13 protein-coding genes are annotated in these 14,609 nt (G+C 67.5%); 5 read left to right on the top strand and 8 right to left on the bottom strand.

The window, feature by feature from the left end; genetic code table 11:
* Position 1 precedes the first annotated feature (1 nt).
* Genes ON062_RS11640 through ON062_RS11625 form a run of 4 tightly spaced genes read right to left on the bottom strand, consistent with a single transcriptional unit; the run spans position 2 to position 4,201 of the window.
* Positions 2 to 979: a MoxR family ATPase gene (locus tag ON062_RS11640; protein ID WP_274647303.1), complete on the bottom strand. Its 978-nt coding sequence runs from the start codon at positions 977 to 979 to the stop codon at positions 2 to 4.
* Entirely contained in the window at positions 976 to 2,145 is a 1,170-nt protein-coding gene (locus ON062_RS11635) for a DUF4350 domain-containing protein (RefSeq protein WP_274647302.1), read from the bottom strand. Before ON062_RS11635 ends, ON062_RS11640 begins: the two co-directional genes overlap by 4 nt.
* Positions 2,142 to 2,846 carry a DUF4129 domain-containing protein gene (locus ON062_RS13945; protein ID WP_274647301.1) on the bottom strand — a complete coding sequence of 235 codons (705 nt, stop codon included), beginning with the start codon at positions 2,844 to 2,846 and terminating at the stop codon, positions 2,142 to 2,144. The genes ON062_RS11635 and ON062_RS13945 overlap by 4 nt, the downstream gene beginning before the upstream one ends.
* Positions 2,843 to 4,201: a glycerophosphoryl diester phosphodiesterase membrane domain-containing protein gene (locus tag ON062_RS11625; RefSeq protein WP_274647300.1), complete on the bottom strand. Its 1,359-nt coding sequence runs from the start codon at positions 4,199 to 4,201 to the stop codon at positions 2,843 to 2,845. The genes ON062_RS13945 and ON062_RS11625 overlap by 4 nt, the downstream gene beginning before the upstream one ends.
* Before the next feature lie 211 nt (positions 4,202 to 4,412).
* Here ON062_RS11625 and mtrA point away from each other — a divergent pair, with 211 nt between their 5' ends.
* The 5 genes from mtrA (at position 4,413) to raiA (ending at position 10,071) form a co-directional block, all read left to right on the top strand.
* A complete protein-coding gene (gene mtrA / locus ON062_RS11620; RefSeq protein WP_274647299.1) occupies positions 4,413 to 5,093 on the top strand; it encodes an MtrAB system response regulator MtrA in 681 nt (226 codons plus the stop codon).
* 7 nt (positions 5,094 to 5,100) lie between these two features.
* The gene (mtrB, locus tag ON062_RS11615; protein ID WP_274647298.1) at positions 5,101 to 6,822 is read left to right on the top strand and encodes an MtrAB system histidine kinase MtrB; all 1,722 of its coding nucleotides are present in this window, start codon (positions 5,101 to 5,103) and stop codon (positions 6,820 to 6,822) included.
* A complete protein-coding gene (locus tag ON062_RS11610; protein WP_274647297.1) occupies positions 6,819 to 8,504 on the top strand; it encodes a GerMN domain-containing protein in 1,686 nt (561 codons plus the stop codon). Before mtrB ends, ON062_RS11610 begins: the two co-directional genes overlap by 4 nt.
* Positions 8,505 to 8,614: 110 nt before the next feature.
* The gene (locus ON062_RS11605; protein ID WP_274647296.1) at positions 8,615 to 9,268 is read left to right on the top strand and encodes a ComF family protein; all 654 of its coding nucleotides are present in this window, start codon (positions 8,615 to 8,617) and stop codon (positions 9,266 to 9,268) included.
* A 143-nt stretch (positions 9,269 to 9,411) separates the two neighbouring features.
* The gene (gene raiA / locus ON062_RS11600) at positions 9,412 to 10,071 is read left to right on the top strand and encodes a ribosome-associated translation inhibitor RaiA (RefSeq protein ID WP_274647295.1); all 660 of its coding nucleotides are present in this window, start codon (positions 9,412 to 9,414) and stop codon (positions 10,069 to 10,071) included.
* Positions 10,072 to 10,135: 64 nt separating this feature from the next.
* On the opposite strand, the gene ON062_RS11595 is transcribed toward raiA, so the two are convergent.
* From ON062_RS11595 to ON062_RS11580, 4 genes are all read right to left on the bottom strand, one after another.
* Positions 10,136 to 11,488, bottom strand: a complete 1,353-nt coding sequence (locus ON062_RS11595; RefSeq protein ID WP_274647294.1) for a hypothetical protein — start codon at positions 11,486 to 11,488, stop codon at positions 10,136 to 10,138.
* Between the two features lie 76 nt (positions 11,489 to 11,564).
* Positions 11,565 to 13,292: a DEAD/DEAH box helicase gene (locus ON062_RS11590; RefSeq protein ID WP_274647422.1), complete on the bottom strand. Its 1,728-nt coding sequence runs from the start codon at positions 13,290 to 13,292 to the stop codon at positions 11,565 to 11,567.
* Between the two features lie 377 nt (positions 13,293 to 13,669).
* Positions 13,670 to 13,846 (bottom strand): hypothetical protein, encoded by a 177-nt coding sequence (locus ON062_RS11585; RefSeq protein WP_274647293.1) that lies wholly within the window; start codon positions 13,844 to 13,846, stop codon positions 13,670 to 13,672.
* Complete coding sequence (locus tag ON062_RS11580) at positions 13,843 to 14,556, bottom strand: PadR family transcriptional regulator (protein WP_306802491.1); 714 nt, start codon at positions 14,554 to 14,556, stop codon at positions 13,843 to 13,845. The genes ON062_RS11585 and ON062_RS11580 overlap by 4 nt, the downstream gene beginning before the upstream one ends.
* Positions 14,557 to 14,609: the final 53 nt, after the last annotated feature.

Here is a 14,609-nt window from a genome sequence, read left to right as displayed (position 1 = left end):
ATCAGACCGGGACGCGTGTTTGCTGCATCACAGACCCCAGCACGGCATCGACCGAGACGCCTTCGAGTTCGGCGTCCGCGCGCAGACGGATGCGGTGGCGCCACGTGGGCACGACCATGGTCTGCACGTGGTCAGGGGTGATCGCGGGGTATCCGCCTAACCACGCCCAGGCTTTGGCGGCAGCCAACAGTGCGGTCGACGCGCGCGGACTAACACCGAGTTGCACTGACGGACTGCGTCGCGTCGCCTGAGCGAGGTCGACCACGTAGCCGAGGACATCGTCCGAGACGGTGACGGATGCCGCCGCGTGACGCGCTGCGCGCAGGTCGTCGGCCGTCGCCACGGCGCTCAGCCCGGCGCCCGCGAGATCACGAGGCGAGAACCCTGACGCGTGTCGACGCAGCATCGCGAATTCGGTGTCGCGTGCGGGGAGTTCGACGATCAGTTTGAGCAGGAAGCGGTCGAGTTGCGCTTCGGGCAGCGTGTAGGTTCCCTCGTGCTCGACGGGGTTCTGAGTGGCGGCGACGAGGAAGGGATCCGGCAGTGCGCGCGTGACACCGTCAGTGGACACTTGACGCTCTTCCATCGCTTCCAACAGTGCGGACTGCGTCTTGGGCGGGGTGCGGTTGATCTCGTCGGCGAGCACGATGTTGGTGAAGATCGGTCCCTCACGGAACTCGAATTCGCCGGCGCGCGCGTCGTAGATCAGCGAGCCCGATACGTCGCCCGGCATCAGGTCAGGGGTGAACTGAATGCGAGTGGTATCCAGGCCGAGCGCAGTCGAGAAGGCGCGCACGAGGAGGGTTTTGGCGACGCCGGGAACACCCTCGAGCAGCACGTGCCCGCCCGCCAGCAGTGCGATAAGAAGTCCGGTGATCGTGCCGTCCTGGCCGACGACGGCCTTGCCGACCTCGCCGCGCACGCGGTTCATCACCTCGCGCAGTGCCGCATCGTCAACGGCGGCGGAAGCATCGCTCATGGGTTCATCCTTTCGGGGTGGGCGGCGGCGTTCACCGCGGCCTCGAGGCGTGAGAGTCTTTCGAAGACAGTGACGAGTTGCGCGTCGTTGTTAGGGACATCGTCGATCAGGAGTGCGTGGACGCGTGCGCGGTCAGAGCCGGTGAGGGATGCCGCGGCGTCGGCGATCGCGCGTCGGTCGGCCGCCGCGCCCAGATACATCGATCGTGCCAATCGCGCGGCACTCGCATGCCGGAGTTGTTCGGCGGCATGCGCCGCATCGCGTGACTGGGCGTAGAGGCGGGCACGTCCCTCTGTCGTCTCGGAAGCACGTACGGTGACCGGCAGACGTTCGGCAACGAGCGGGCCGAACCGACGCCCGCGCCAGATGGCTGCACACACTCCCGAGAGTAGGAGGAGCACGATGACCGGGCTCACCCAGTCCGGGGTCAGCTCGCCGAGAGACAGCTTGGTCGCCGGCAGATCGGTGTCGCCGGCGCCGGGAATGTACCAGACCAGCCTCGCGTGCTGGCCCATGAGTCCCAGCGCAAGAGCAGCGTTGCCCGCGTCGGCGAGCATGTCGTTGGTGAAAAGCACGCGACCATCGATCGCGCTGACCCTTCCGTCGCCGTGCGGGGCCGTGACCAGCCCCCAACCGGCATCCGTGGTGTAGCATCCTTCGCCCGAACCGGCGGTGAAGGTGGCGCCGGGAATGATCGACCCGGCGCGTGCGGCGACGTCGAAGGCACAGTCAGGCTCGAGGGGGAGATCCGCGGCGTACCCCGCCGGGGCAGAGCCCGGGATCAGAAGATCGAGCGTGCGGGCGCGAGGGTCCAGCAGCACGACATCCGTCGCAGCATCGGTCAACTGTTCGACGCCGTCGTCGGAGAGCGCCGGAGTGTCGAGCATCACGAGCGTGTCGGTGCCTGAACCTAGCGCGCCCTCAGCGGACTCGTGGTCGCGGACGACGCGAACATCCACACCGTGATCCCGCAGGATCTCGACCAGCGCGCGAGACCCATTCGGGCCGGCGGATTCGGGGTCAAGCACCGTCCGCTCGTCCCATCGGCCCTGTGCGGCGAGAAGCGCGCCCAGCGCACCGATCACGAGCGCACCGAGACCGATCGCCGTCCAGATGGCTAGACGCGTGCGCCTGCGCGGCGGAGAGGGGTCGATCGCCGTGTTCATACGCGCTCAAGATCGGGACGGCGACCATCGGTCGATTCGTCGTCGATGAGCCGAGGACGGGAGGATGCGACGGCCTCATCAACGGCGGCAACCTGCTGATAGAGCGACGAGTTACCCGGACGCCGCAAATAGCGGACGTCGTCAAAAGTGCTGGCGGCCGTTTCGAGGTCGGCCGAGAACTCGGGAAACACGGTGCCGGCGCGGCGTGCAAACGCGTGGACAGTGGCGCCGGGAGGGAGATTCACCACTCCACGCTCGGCACAGCCTCGCGCGACCGCGCGGAAGCGATCGATGATCGCGGCATCCCATTCACCGGCGCGCGCTGCCGCGATCGCTGCGGCGCGCAGCTCGTCGGCGGAGCGCTCGTCATCTCCGTCGAACAGGACCGTGCTGGATCCACTCGTGCGGTGAATCGCGCGCGGCCGTCCCCAGATCACGAAGGCCAGTGCGATGAGCGCGACGACGACCACGGCCGCGATGATGGCGACAGCGGGCCCGACCGTGGACGGAAGCTCGGGGGAGAAAAGGTTCGCGATGAAGTCGGCTACCGCTTGTGCCAGGCGATCCAGCGGGGTGGGTTCCGCGATGTCGTACACCGGGTTCGACAGCTCGTCCTCCGCCCACCGCTGGGCCTCGTCGCGGTCCGGGTCCAGCGGTGGCACGGACGCGGAGACGCTCAGAATCAGCGCACGAGGCGTCACGGCGTGTTCTGGCCGTTCGGCTGTTCGGGCGACGGGGACGTGCCCGGAGCAGCCCACTGCGTTGCCGACGGCCCGGATTCTTCAGGGGCGGTCTTCGGGGGCGTGGCAGCGGGAGGTGTGTAAGGGGGCGGCGGCGCGTATTGCTGCGTGGGCGCTGTATACGCCGGTGGCGGCGCGTACTGCGGTGGCGGTGAATACTGTGGCGGTGCGCCGTACTGATGTGGCTGCGCGTACTGCGCCTGAGCGCCGTACTGAGGGTACGCGGCGTACTGGGGGTACGCGGCGGTCGGTGCCCCGGCCACACCGCGCGGCGCAATTTCACGCCCGATGTGCACGAGGTACGGGTCATCCAGGTCGTGGCCACCGGCATCCCGCCGCTCGACATGCGCCATGAGATCGAGGTCGAGGCCTTCACGGCGCATTCGCGCGTCGATGTAGATGATCGCGGTCGCGGTCGATTGCACCACGAGCGCGACCGATTGGAGCACCAGAGTCAGCGCCTGGGCGAGCAACGATGCGACGATGATCGCCACGATCGCGGAAGGCTCGGGATCGCCGGTCGGGGCGATGACCGTCGTGATGCCGGAGGAGAGCAGCCCTAGCGGCAGACTGACCACCTGACTGACCGCGCCGAAGATGAGCGAGATCACGAGGATCAGGCCGAGGGTCCGCCAGAACCGACCGCGCGTGAGAACCCACGAACGCCGCACAGCGTCGGTGATGCTCTGGCGCTCGATCACGATCGCCGCGGGAACCAGCAACAGTTTGATCATCAGCCACCAGGACACCGGGATCGCGCCGAGCACGAGCAAGATGCCGAGCACCACGGCCAGGGGTGCGATCGCGAATCCGAGTGCCACGAGTCCGCCGACGATGATCGTCATCGCCACAAGGACCGCCGTGATCACCAGCACGCTGTAGCCGAACAGCCGCCATACGACGGGTTTCACTTGCTGCCAGAGTGCGCGCAGCGTGAGCTTCTCCGCCACCGCGGAGTGCGAGACTTCGGCGATGACCACGGCCTGCACGATGATCGTGAGTGCGCCGACCCCCAGGCCCAGGACGATCGCCGAGATCGCGGTGATCGTGACCGACCCTGCCATGATCGCGTTGAAGTCATCCGAACCGGGGACGACGGTATCCAGTCGCGAGAATGTCGCCCACGCGACGGCCGCAAGCACCGCGGTGAGGACCAGATATGCCACCGACTGCGCGATCAGCGCGAATCCCAGCAGCACGCGCGGGTTTGCGCGCAGGGCCGCGAAGGAGCGCCCGAGGATCGTGCCGAAGCCGAGGGGATAGAGCGGGATGATCCCGGGGCGTGACGCGGGCGTCCACGTCGGGTACGAGCTCACCGATTCATCCCTCCTGGCGCGGGCAGGTCGTGCGCGCGCGACGCCCCTATCGTGACACATTCCCCCGACACTGCCCGTGAGTATCGGGGGAATGCACGGTTGTGCCCGCGCGTTCGGCGCATGGTCCGGCCGGGTCGACTACTCTGTGACAAGCGCATGGGGACGGCGGTGTGGTAGCGGTCCCTGCCCAACGCAAAGGAAGACGCGTTAGATGACTTCACGCATCCTGGTGGTCGATGATGACACCGCTCTCGCCGAGATGATCGGCATCGTGCTGCGCACGGAAGGATTTGATCCTGTCTTCTGCGCTGACGGTGCCATCGCGGTGGACACATGGCGCAGCGAGAAGCCCGACCTCATCCTGCTGGATCTGATGCTTCCCGGAATGGACGGCATCGAGATTTGCACGCAGGTGCGCGCCGAATCGGGCGTGCCCATCATCATGCTCACCGCCCGCACCGACACCGCTGATGTCGTGAAGGGCCTCGAATCCGGGGCGGACGACTACATCGTCAAGCCGTTCAACCCCAAAGAACTCGTCGCGCGCATCAAGACGCGCCTCCGCCCTGGCGGGCAATCGGGTGGAGATGCCCTGCGCATCGGTGATCTTGTGGTCGATGTGTCGGCTCATGAGGTGAGGCGCGGGGAGAACCGGATCGCGCTCACGCCTCTCGAGTTCGAACTCCTGGTGGCGTTGGCGTCGAAGCCGCAGCAGGTGTTCTCACGCGAAATGTTGCTCGAGCAGGTGTGGGGATACCACTACAAGGCCGACACGCGCCTGGTGAACGTCCACGTGCAACGCCTGCGCGCCAAGGTCGAGCTCGATCCCGACAACCCCAAGATCGTCACCACGGTGCGCGGCGTGGGCTATCGCGCCGGCGCCGTGGTCTGACAGCCCGATGACAGCCGCGCAACCGGGAGCCTCGGCGCCGCAGGTACGGCTCACGGGCTGGCGCGACGTGCGCACGTGGCCCGCGAGCCTGCGGCGACTCTGGAAGCGCTCGCTGCGGTTCCGCACCCTCTTGGTGACCCTCGCGCTCACGGCATTCGCCGTCGTCATCGCCTGCGTGTGGATGGCGCTGGCGATCCAGAACGATCTGTTCGTCTCGCGCAAGGATCAAGTCCTCGTCGATGCGCAACGCGCCACGGCGGCCGTGCAAACGACCCTCGACAGTGCCGCCGTCCAAGGCGATGTCGTTCAGCTTCAGAACCTCATGACACGCGTGCGCACGACGTTGGCCCAGCAGTCGTCCAACGACGGCTGGGCGACGTTCCGCATCGGTCCGCCGTCCGCTCTGGCCCCCCAGAACTCGGCCACCGATCCCGCGCTTGAGGAACTCATATCGCCGCAGATGCGCGCGAGCGTGCGCGCAGACGCCGACCAGCAGTACTGGCAGTCTGTCGCCTTGCCGTCAGACGACGGAGAGATCCCAGGGATCATCGTCGGGCAGCAGATCGAGGTTCCGGATGTCGGCCCGTACGAACTGTACGTCGCCTACGACCTCGCGAGTGCCCCGCAGACGCTCGGGTTCATCCACGGCACGCTGTGGATCGTCGGCGTCAGCCTGGTCGTACTCATCGGCGCGATCGCGTGGTTCGTCCTGCGGTCGGTGACCAGGCCCATCGCAGAGGCGGCCGACACGAGCGCCAAGCTCGCGGCGGGGGAGCTGGGAGTCAGACTGCCGGTGCACGGCGAAGATGAGCTGGCCGTGCTCGGACGCTCGTTCAACGCGATGGCTGACAGCATCGAATCGCAGATCAAAGAGCTTGCCGATCTGTCGCTCGTGCAACAGCGCTTCGTGTCGGATGTGTCGCACGAGCTGCGTACGCCGCTGACGACGATCCGGCTGGCGGCCGACATGATCAACGACCAGCGTGACGAGTTCGAGCCGTCCACAGCCCGCGCCGCGGAGCTGCTGAACGCGCAGGTCCAGCGGTTCGAGACGCTCCTCACCGACCTGCTCGAGATCAGCCGCTATGACGCCGGCTCAGTGCAACTCGAGCTCGAACCGACGGCACTGGCAGCGCTCGCCGAAGACGTGATCGAGTCCATGGCGCAGCTCGCCGAGCAGCACGGGACCGATGTGCGCCTCGTGGCGCCGGGAGGATATTCCCCCGTCGACATGGACCCGCGGCGTGTGCGCCGAATCGTTCGCAACTTGCTCGGCAATGCGATTGAACACGGTGAGGGCCGGCCGATCGTCGTCACGGTCGACAGCGATCAGCAGTCCGTCGCGATCGGAGTGCGCGACTACGGACTCGGTATGCGACCAGAGGATGCCGAGCGTGTGTTCGACCGATTCTGGCGAGCCGACCCGTCCCGCAAGCGCACGATCGGCGGGACCGGCCTGGGGCTGTCGATCGCGCTGGGAGACGCGCGCCTGCACGGCGGGGAGCTGGCCGTGTGGTCTGAGCTCGGTCGCGGCACTAACTTCGTGCTCACTTTGCCGCGCACGAGCGTACGGCTGGCCGCGCCTTCACCTGTGCCGGTGGATCCCGGAGACGATTCGGTGGCGGCCGTGGACGATCTGGGACTCACGCAGCCTCTCGAAGTTCTGGGCACTGCCGCGGTGAGGCGCGATGCCGTCGCCCGTGCACGGGAGAAGGAGGAACGACCGTGAGCGTGCGTCGTATGCGTGCAGCCCTGGCCCTCCTGGTCACAGCGGTTCTCGCGCTGACGGCGTGCGCCGGGTTGCCTTCGTCCGGACCTGTCCAGCAGGGACTCGGACCCGATTCCTCGTCGGGCACGCCGGACTTCTCGTTTCTTCCCGATCGCCCCCAGCCCGGTGCGTCGCCCGAAGAGATCGTCGAGGGCTTTATCCGTGCCGGGTCTGGCCCGGGAGCGCTCGGCCGATGGGAGCGCGCGCGCGAGTTCCTCGCCCCCGATTTCGCAGAGGTGTGGCGCCCCGAAGCCGGCGTCACCGTCGACACACCGGGCGACCGGGTGTACTCGGAAGGAGATGACGGTGACGTCACGGTCTCTGTGGTGGCCGTGGCCACCGTGGACGACAAGGGCTCCTACCAGCGCGCAGAGGCGGGTCCCACGGATCTTCCGTTCGCCCTCGAGCAGCAGGACGACGGCGAGTGGCGCATCACGTCGGCGCCCGACGGTGTGGTGCTAGACCGAGACATTTTCCCCAACGTCTTCCACGAGTACGCGGTCGTTTACTTCGACCCGTCGTGGCAGTACCTGGTTCCTGATGTTCGGTGGTTCCCGACGGCTAACGCCGCGACCCGCATCGCTGATGCGCTCGTCAACCGCAGTCGCAGCGTCTGGCTTGAAGAATCGGTCTCGACCGCGTTCCCCGAGACCGTGACGTTGCTGGCGTCGGTCCCCGTCAGCGACAGCGGGGTGGCTGAGATCGACCTGTCGGCCACCGCGCTCGACGCCGACAGCGTCACGCTCGACAGGATGCTCACTCAACTCACGGCGAGTTTGGCGACGGCCGGTGCATCGTCGGTCGAGCTGACCGTGGCATCCAGCCCCATCGACGCACAGACCGTCACGACCCGCAGCACTCGCGTCGCTTCGCTGCCGTTGGTCCTGACGGACGACGGATTCGGCTTCCTCAACGGCGATGCGCTCGAAGAGATCCCCGGGCTTTCGGAATCGGTGATGGATGCCGCTCCCTCGGCAATCCAGGTCTCGCCAGACCGCCGCTACGCCGCGGTCACGGTCCCCGGTGGTGCGGCGGCGCGCGTGGGTGCCGATGGCACCCTGGCAGTCGTCGACGAGCGCCCAGGAGTGGTCGCCCCGACGATGGACCCGTTCGGCGTCGTGTGGACGGTGCCCGAGGATGCACCCGGCGCGGTGCGCGCTTCGCAGCTGGATGGCACCACCGTGCAGCTCGAGGGCGCGTGGGCCGAGGCGACGGCAATCTCGGCGATGGCGATCTCGCGTGACGGTACGCGCATGGCAGCGATTGTGTCGGCGGCGGGACGCGACGCCCTCTGGGTCGCAGGTGTCGTGCGCAGTACCGATGGTGTTCCGATACGACTCGGAGAGCCGATCGCGATCGGGCTGGTGCCTGGGTCGGGGACGGCGATCGCCTGGCTCGACGAGTCGACGGTGGCCGCTCTCTCAGCGGGGGAGGAAGCATCCACCGTTCTCGAGCAAGTGATCGGCGGCCCCTCGTCGGTGACGGCGGCCGCGCAGGGCATGCGCTCGCTGGCGGGAGGAGCGACTGTTTCGGTGATCCGTGTTCACGACGGCGATGCCGTCTATGCCAAGCGGGGCACGAACTGGGAGCAGATCGCCACCGGCGTGACGGTGCTCGCCACGCAGCAGGGCATACCGCAGTAGCGAGCGGGGAGGTGCGGGAGCCCCTCCTCCCCAGATCCGTGTGCCGGGGGTCCGTCCACACGTGTCTCGACGTGCCACCGTCACAGCCGCGACGGTGGCACGGTAGCGGTATGCGCGACCGATTGGCAGAACTCGTGCGTTCGGCGTTGAGCGATGCGTTCACTTTCCTGTTCCCCGTCGACTGTGCTGGCTGCGGGGTGCCCGATGTTGAGCTCTGCGACGCCTGCGTGGCATCCCTGGCGCCGGACCTCGTTTCCGGCGTCCTTCCGGGCTGTGCCAGCAACGTGCGCGTATCGAGCGGAGTGAGGTTCGAGGGCGCGCCGGCCAGGATCGTGCGCACCATCAAGGAGGACGGTCGCACCGGCCTTGTGAGGGCGCTTGTGCCGGTGCTGGATGCCGCGATCCGCCGCATCGACGACACTGCCGTGCTCGTTCCGATGCCCACCTCGCGCGCGTCGTATCGCACGCGAGGCTTTCGGGTTCCCGACCTGCTGGCGCGGGGCACCGCGCGGCCGACCGCCCGTTGGCTGCGTGCCGTGCGGCGCAACCGAGATCAGCGCGGCCTCACCCGCGAGCAACGCGCCGCGAACGTGGACCACACGCTCCGTGCAGACGCCGCGGCACACGGAGTGCGCGTGATCATCGTCGACGACGTCGTGACGACGGGGGCGAGTCTGGCCGAAGCCGTGCGGGCGCTGCGGAAAGCGGGAGCCAGAGTCGTTGGTGCGGCCACCGTGGCGGCCACCCCGCGACGCCTCTCGTGACCTTCACGCGGCCGATACGCTCACCGCGAACGACACGCGACAAACTGGTGGGTGACATCCCTGGGCGGCGCGGCTACGGTGGTGTGCACAAGGCGACTCAAGGTCCGCCCTTGACCGGGAGGACCGGAACAAGGAGGTCAGGGATGGAAACCAGCATCGTCGGCGTGGGTGTGGGGATCACGGATCGATTCCGCACAGTGGTCGAAGAAAAGGTTGGCCGCGTCGAGCACCTGGCACCCCGCGCGCAGCGGGTCGAAGTGAAGGTGACGCATCGCGCCCACCACAACGGTCGAATGGAAGACGACACCGTCGAACTGACCGTCGTGGGCAAGGGCCCCGTCGTGCGCGCTGAGGCAACAGATGCCGACAAGTTCACCGCACTTGATCTCGCGGTTGACAAGCTGTGCGAGCAGTTGCGCCGCGCCAAGGACAAGCGGGTGGATGCACGGAATCATCCGCGCGGGGCCAAGTACGAAAAGGGCAGCGGCTCGCTGTCTGGCATCGATCTGCAGCCGGCCTCCGCCGATGTGCTGCACGCGGTCGCCACGGGCGAGATTCCGATCCTCACGGGCAACGAAGACGAGCCCGACTACACCCCCGTCGTGATCCGCACCAAGGAATTCCAGCCCGAGTGGATGAGCGTCGAAGAAGCCGTCGACCGTATGGAGTTGGTCGGCCACGACTTCTTCTTGTTCGTCGATGCCCGCACCGACCACCCGAGCGTCGTCTACCGTCGTAAGGGATGGGACTACGGTGTCATCTCGTTGACGACACAGGCAGCCCCGGCGGCTGTTGCGTCGTAGCATCCAGTTTCTTCAAACAGAGTGCCCCGGCCGTGTGGTCGGGGCACTCTCATATGCCAGATCCTCAGTCGAACATGCCGTCGAGCAGGCTCCCAATGACGAGACCGCCCAGAATGCCGCCCATCAGGTCGGATCCGCCTCCTCCGCGGCGACCTCCGCCGCCCCAGCCGCCACCCCACTGATCGGGCCCACCCGGGGGACGGGAGTTGTTGATGTCGCGCTGCGCGAGCTGCAGAGCCTCGCCGGCGAGGAACGCGATGCGCCTGGCCATCGCGAGTGCCTGTTCGCGGTGATCTTCGTCGATCGTGGTCACCATCGACGCGGAGGCCCCGAGGTACTGGTCGAGGTCAGCGCTCAGGCGGTCAGCCTCGGCCAGACGGGTGCGAGCATCCGCGCCGATCCATCCGCGGTGTCCGGCGATCACATCGCGAGCAACGGCGAGTTGCCGTGCGGCATCGTCCATGGCGTGCCGCACGTGTGCGAGGTCTACAACCGGACGGGCGGCGCGTTCGCGGGCAGCCGCCACTGCGGCATCCAACCCCGCATTGGCCTCGCGCAACCGTGACAGCTGAGCAAACGGATCGGTGTTCACGCCCGCAGCCGGCAGAGCGCGCAATGCTGCCAGCAGCGCAGCCGTCGCCTCGACGACCGCCGGTGATTGCGGGGCCGTGCGAACGGCCACGAGGTCTTCGCGGGAATCCTCGATGATCGCGGCAAGCGTGGACTCGGCGCGCAGGGCTTCCACCTCGAAGGTCTCGACCGCGTCGATCAGTGTGTGCGCGCGGCGCACCGACTCGGTCGCAGCCTCGAGTGCCAGGTTCGCCTGCTCACGCTGGCCCGCGTCTCGGCGCCGCTCGGCGATGCCCGCGCTGTGTTCGGCGAACCCGAGGAGCTGTTCGGCTTCGGCGGGGTTGGAATCGACCTGCTCGAGCGCCTCGGCGGAGTATCGTGCGGCCAGACGCTGCACCGTCTCACGGGCGTGCGGGACGCGCGTGCGCAGCTGTGCCGCGTCGGCCCGCACTTTGGCGATGATCTCGGGTGCGCGGCGTGCGCGCTCGATGGGTCCCGCGAGAGCTTCGGTGCGGTCGTCGAGCAGCTCTTCTGCCCACTCGCACAGCTGGACGATGCGTGCGTTCCGCGTGCGCAACTCTTCCGGGGTATCGGGGATCTCGTCGTGGTTCAGCTGGTGCAGGTGGAACGCCTCAGCCATGTGCGTGCGCACCGCGACGAGTGCCTCGCGAAGGTCCTTCGTCGAGGTGGGCCCGAGCTCTGCTTCGGCGAACGCGAGTTCGTCGGTGGTGGTGCGGATGCGCTCGTCGGCTTCTACGAGCGCTGTGCGCGCTCGGCGCGCAAGGTCGGCATCCTGCGCCTGCAGTTCTTCTTGCTCACGTTTGCGCTTGCCCCAAAAACCGGCCATGCATCGATCCTAAGGTTTGCTCGCGGGGTGTCTGCCCGGGGTGTGGATGCCGCGCGCGGCATCCACAAACCCGTACTCAGTAGCGGTCGTTGCGCTTGTGCCGCGGCTTGCGGTCCTCGCGCGGCGGGCGATCGCCACGGTCGTCGCGCCGACGGCTCGGGCCGCCCGTGTCGAGGCGGATGTCGATCAGCTGACCCGAGATGCGGGTATCGACCAGCCGGCGCAGAGTGTCAGCGGACAGGTCGGCGGGAAGCTCCACGAGCGAGAAGTCGGGGCGAATCTGGATCGCGCCGAAGTCGCCGCGGCTCAGGCCGCCTTCGTTCGCGAGCGCGCCGACGATCTGGCGAGGTTCGACACGCTGACGCTTGCCGACCGCGATGCGGTACGTCGCCATGTTCGGGTTGCTCGGGCGCTGCCGGCGCTCACGCTGGCTGTCACGCTCCTGGCGGTCGAAGCGCGAGCCACGATCGGCATACTCGCGCTTCGGGCGCTCGGGCTCCGGCTCGAGCAGGAGCGGCGACTCGCCCTGGGCCACGACGGCGAGGGCCGCGGCAACGTCGACCTCGGGCACGTCGTGGTGACGCACGTAGTGGGCGATGATGTCACGGAAACGCTCGATGCGCTCGGTTTCGCCGAGTGCCGCGGTGATGCGGTCGTCAAAGCGCGACAAGCGCGTGACGTTGACCTCGTCGACGCTCGGCAGCGACATTTCGGTGAGCTGCTGGCGCGTGGCGCGTTCGATCGCGCGCACCAAGCCGCGCTCGCGCGGAGTGACGAAGCTGATCGCGTCACCGCTGCGGCCCGCACGGCCGGTGCGCCCGATGCGGTGCACGTACGACTCAGTGTCAGTCGGGATATCGAAGTTGACCACGTGTGAAATGCGCTCGACGTCGAGCCCGCGGGCTGCCACGTCGGTCGCGACCAGGATGTCGAGCTTGCCCGATTTCAGCTGGTTGACGGTGCGCTCGCGCTGCGGCTGCGCCACGTCGCCGTTGATGGCTGCCGCCGAGTACCCGCGAGCGCGCAGCTTCTCGGCGATCTCTTCGGTGACGCTCTTGGTGCGACCGAAGATGATCATCCCCTCGAAGTTCTCGACCTCGAGGATGCGAGTCAGGGCATCCATCTTCTGCTGGAACGACACGATCAGGTAGCGCTGCGTGATCGTCGCCGACGTCGTGGTCTTGGTCTTGACCGTGATCTCTTCGGGATCGTGCAGATACTGCTGCGACATGCGGCGGATCGCCGCGGGCATGGTGGCCGAGAAGAGGGCGACCTGCTTCGAGTCGGGGGTGTCGGCGAGGATGGTCTCGACGTCCTCGGCGAAGCCCATCTTGAGCATCTCATCGGCCTCGTCGAGCACGAGGTACTTCAGCTCCGACAGGTCGAGCGTGCCTTTGTCGAGGTGGTCCATGATGCGACCGGGCGTGCCCACGATGATGTGGACGCCGCGCCGCAGCGCCGACAGCTGCACGCCGTAGCCCTGCCCGCCGTACACGGGAAGGATGTGCACGCCGCGCAGGTGCGACGCGTATTTTTCGAACGCTTCGCAGACCTGGAGCGCGAGTTCGCGCGTGGGGGCGAGCACGAGAGCCTGCGGGTTCTTCTGGCCGAGGTCGAGGCGGTCGAGCACGGGAAGGGCAAACGCTGCGGTCTTCCCTGTGCCGGTCTGCGCGAGACCGACCACATCGCGGCCTTCGAGCAGCGTCGGGATGGTCGCCGCCTGAATCGCGGAGGGAGTCTCGTAGCCGACGTCACGGAGGGCCTTCAGCACCGCATCGCCCAGGCCGAGATCAGCGAACGTCATCTCGGCGGGCTGCTCGGGAGCCTCGGCCGCGATCGGGGAATCGGTTTCGGTCACAGTTCAGGGTAGTGGGTGGCGCCTGTGAGGCGACAGGATGCCGCGCCCGGCATCCGGGAACTGCCCGCATCCCTGTCTTCGCCCACCCTGGGGGAGGAGATCCATGTTCGGGAGGAGGTCCACCCCACACTTCGGGAGGAGGTCCACCCCACACTTCGGGAGGAGATCCACCCCACACTTCGGGAGGGGATCCACCCCACCCTGGGGGAGGAGATCCATGTTCGGGAGGACGAAGGCGGCGCCGATCCTGCGCCCGAATCTCGATTTCCTCCGGAGCGGGGGAGTTTTCGGGATCGGAGCACCTGAGCGCACCCGTGTTGCGCTCACGCGATCGCGGTGCGACGGGTGAGATCCGGATGCCGCGGGGGCACGAGCCACGCGACAAGGGTCACTCCGACCTCCTGATCCGTGAGGTCGACCCCGGACAATGCCGAGACGGCGGTCTCGCCGGAGCCATACTGCTGCGTCACGCCCACCAGTCGCAGCACCGTCGCGGTCATCGAGTCATCTCTGCCGAGCGCCCGGCCCCGGAGGAGATCGCGCCCTCGGAGGAGATCCCGGCCCCGGAGGGCGAGCCCGTGGCATCCGATCCTCCCGAATCGAGATCTCCTCCCGAAGCAGTGCGCAATCGCGCGGGGCGCCCACGCTTCGGGCGCTCGGTGGACAGTTCCAGCGCCATGGTGTGCTCAGGATGCAACGCCAGCCGCTGCTCGGTGTGATCGAGCCACCGCACCTCGGCCTCGGCCGCGAAGATCATCGAGTCGACGACGAGCGACCATGCGAGTTCTTCCGGCCCGTCGGGGCTGGCGCCGGCGTACTTCGCGCGGTTGAGTTCCTGCAGTTGCGCGAGGGACGCGCGTCGCTGCGCGTGGATGATCTGCGCCACATCGACGCCGGGGAGAGTGGATGCCACGGCCAGCTTGATCGCGAGTTCGTCACGCGTGCCGGAGGCGCGTTCGACGGGGGAGGACAACCATTCGCGGACTTCGGCGGAACCGGCATCCGTGATCTCCCAATACACGTGGCCCTGGTCATCGGTGTCACCCTTTTCGACCAGGCCATCGCGTTCGAGGCGATCGAGCGTGTTGTAGATCTGCCCGACATTGAGCGGCCATGTCGACCCCGTGCGGCGATCGAACTCGGTGCGCAATTGGTAGCCGTAGCAGGGGCCCTGGTCGAGGATCGCCAACAGGCTCTGTTTCACTGACATCAACGTCTCCGATCGCGCATACTGGGTATGTAATTGCTGAGTATATACATACC

It is taken from the genome of Microbacterium sp. C7(2022) (assembly GCF_028823665.1).
Lineage (GTDB): Bacteria > Actinomycetota > Actinomycetes > Actinomycetales > Microbacteriaceae > Microbacterium.
Note: the sequence above shows the minus strand (reverse complement) of the source record. Positions and strands in the feature narration are given on the sequence as shown.

What these genes read in the sequence shown, in the direction of transcription:
- ON062_RS11640 (WP_274647303.1), bottom strand. Translation starts at nt 979, where the DNA reads ATGAGCGATGCTTCCGCCGCCGTTGACGATGCGGCACTGCGCGAGGTG.
- ON062_RS11635 (WP_274647302.1), bottom strand. Translation starts at nt 2,145, where the DNA reads ATGAACACGGCGATCGACCCCTCTCCGCCGCGCAGGCGCACGCGTCTA.
- mtrA (WP_274647299.1), top strand. Translation starts at nt 4,413, where the DNA reads ATGACTTCACGCATCCTGGTGGTCGATGATGACACCGCTCTCGCCGAG.
- mtrB (WP_274647298.1), top strand. Translation starts at nt 5,101, where the DNA reads ATGACAGCCGCGCAACCGGGAGCCTCGGCGCCGCAGGTACGGCTCACG.
- ON062_RS11605 (WP_274647296.1), top strand. Translation starts at nt 8,615, where the DNA reads ATGCGCGACCGATTGGCAGAACTCGTGCGTTCGGCGTTGAGCGATGCG.
- raiA (WP_274647295.1), top strand. Translation starts at nt 9,412, where the DNA reads ATGGAAACCAGCATCGTCGGCGTGGGTGTGGGGATCACGGATCGATTC.
- ON062_RS11595 (WP_274647294.1), bottom strand. Translation starts at nt 11,488, where the DNA reads ATGGCCGGTTTTTGGGGCAAGCGCAAACGTGAGCAAGAAGAACTGCAG.
- ON062_RS11590 (WP_274647422.1), bottom strand. Translation starts at nt 13,292, where the DNA reads ATGACGTTCGCTGATCTCGGCCTGGGCGATGCGGTGCTGAAGGCCCTC.
- ON062_RS11585 (WP_274647293.1), bottom strand. Translation starts at nt 13,846, where the DNA reads ATGACCGCGACGGTGCTGCGACTGGTGGGCGTGACGCAGCAGTATGGC.
- ON062_RS11580 (WP_306802491.1), bottom strand. Translation starts at nt 14,556, where the DNA reads ATGTCAGTGAAACAGAGCCTGTTGGCGATCCTCGACCAGGGCCCCTGC.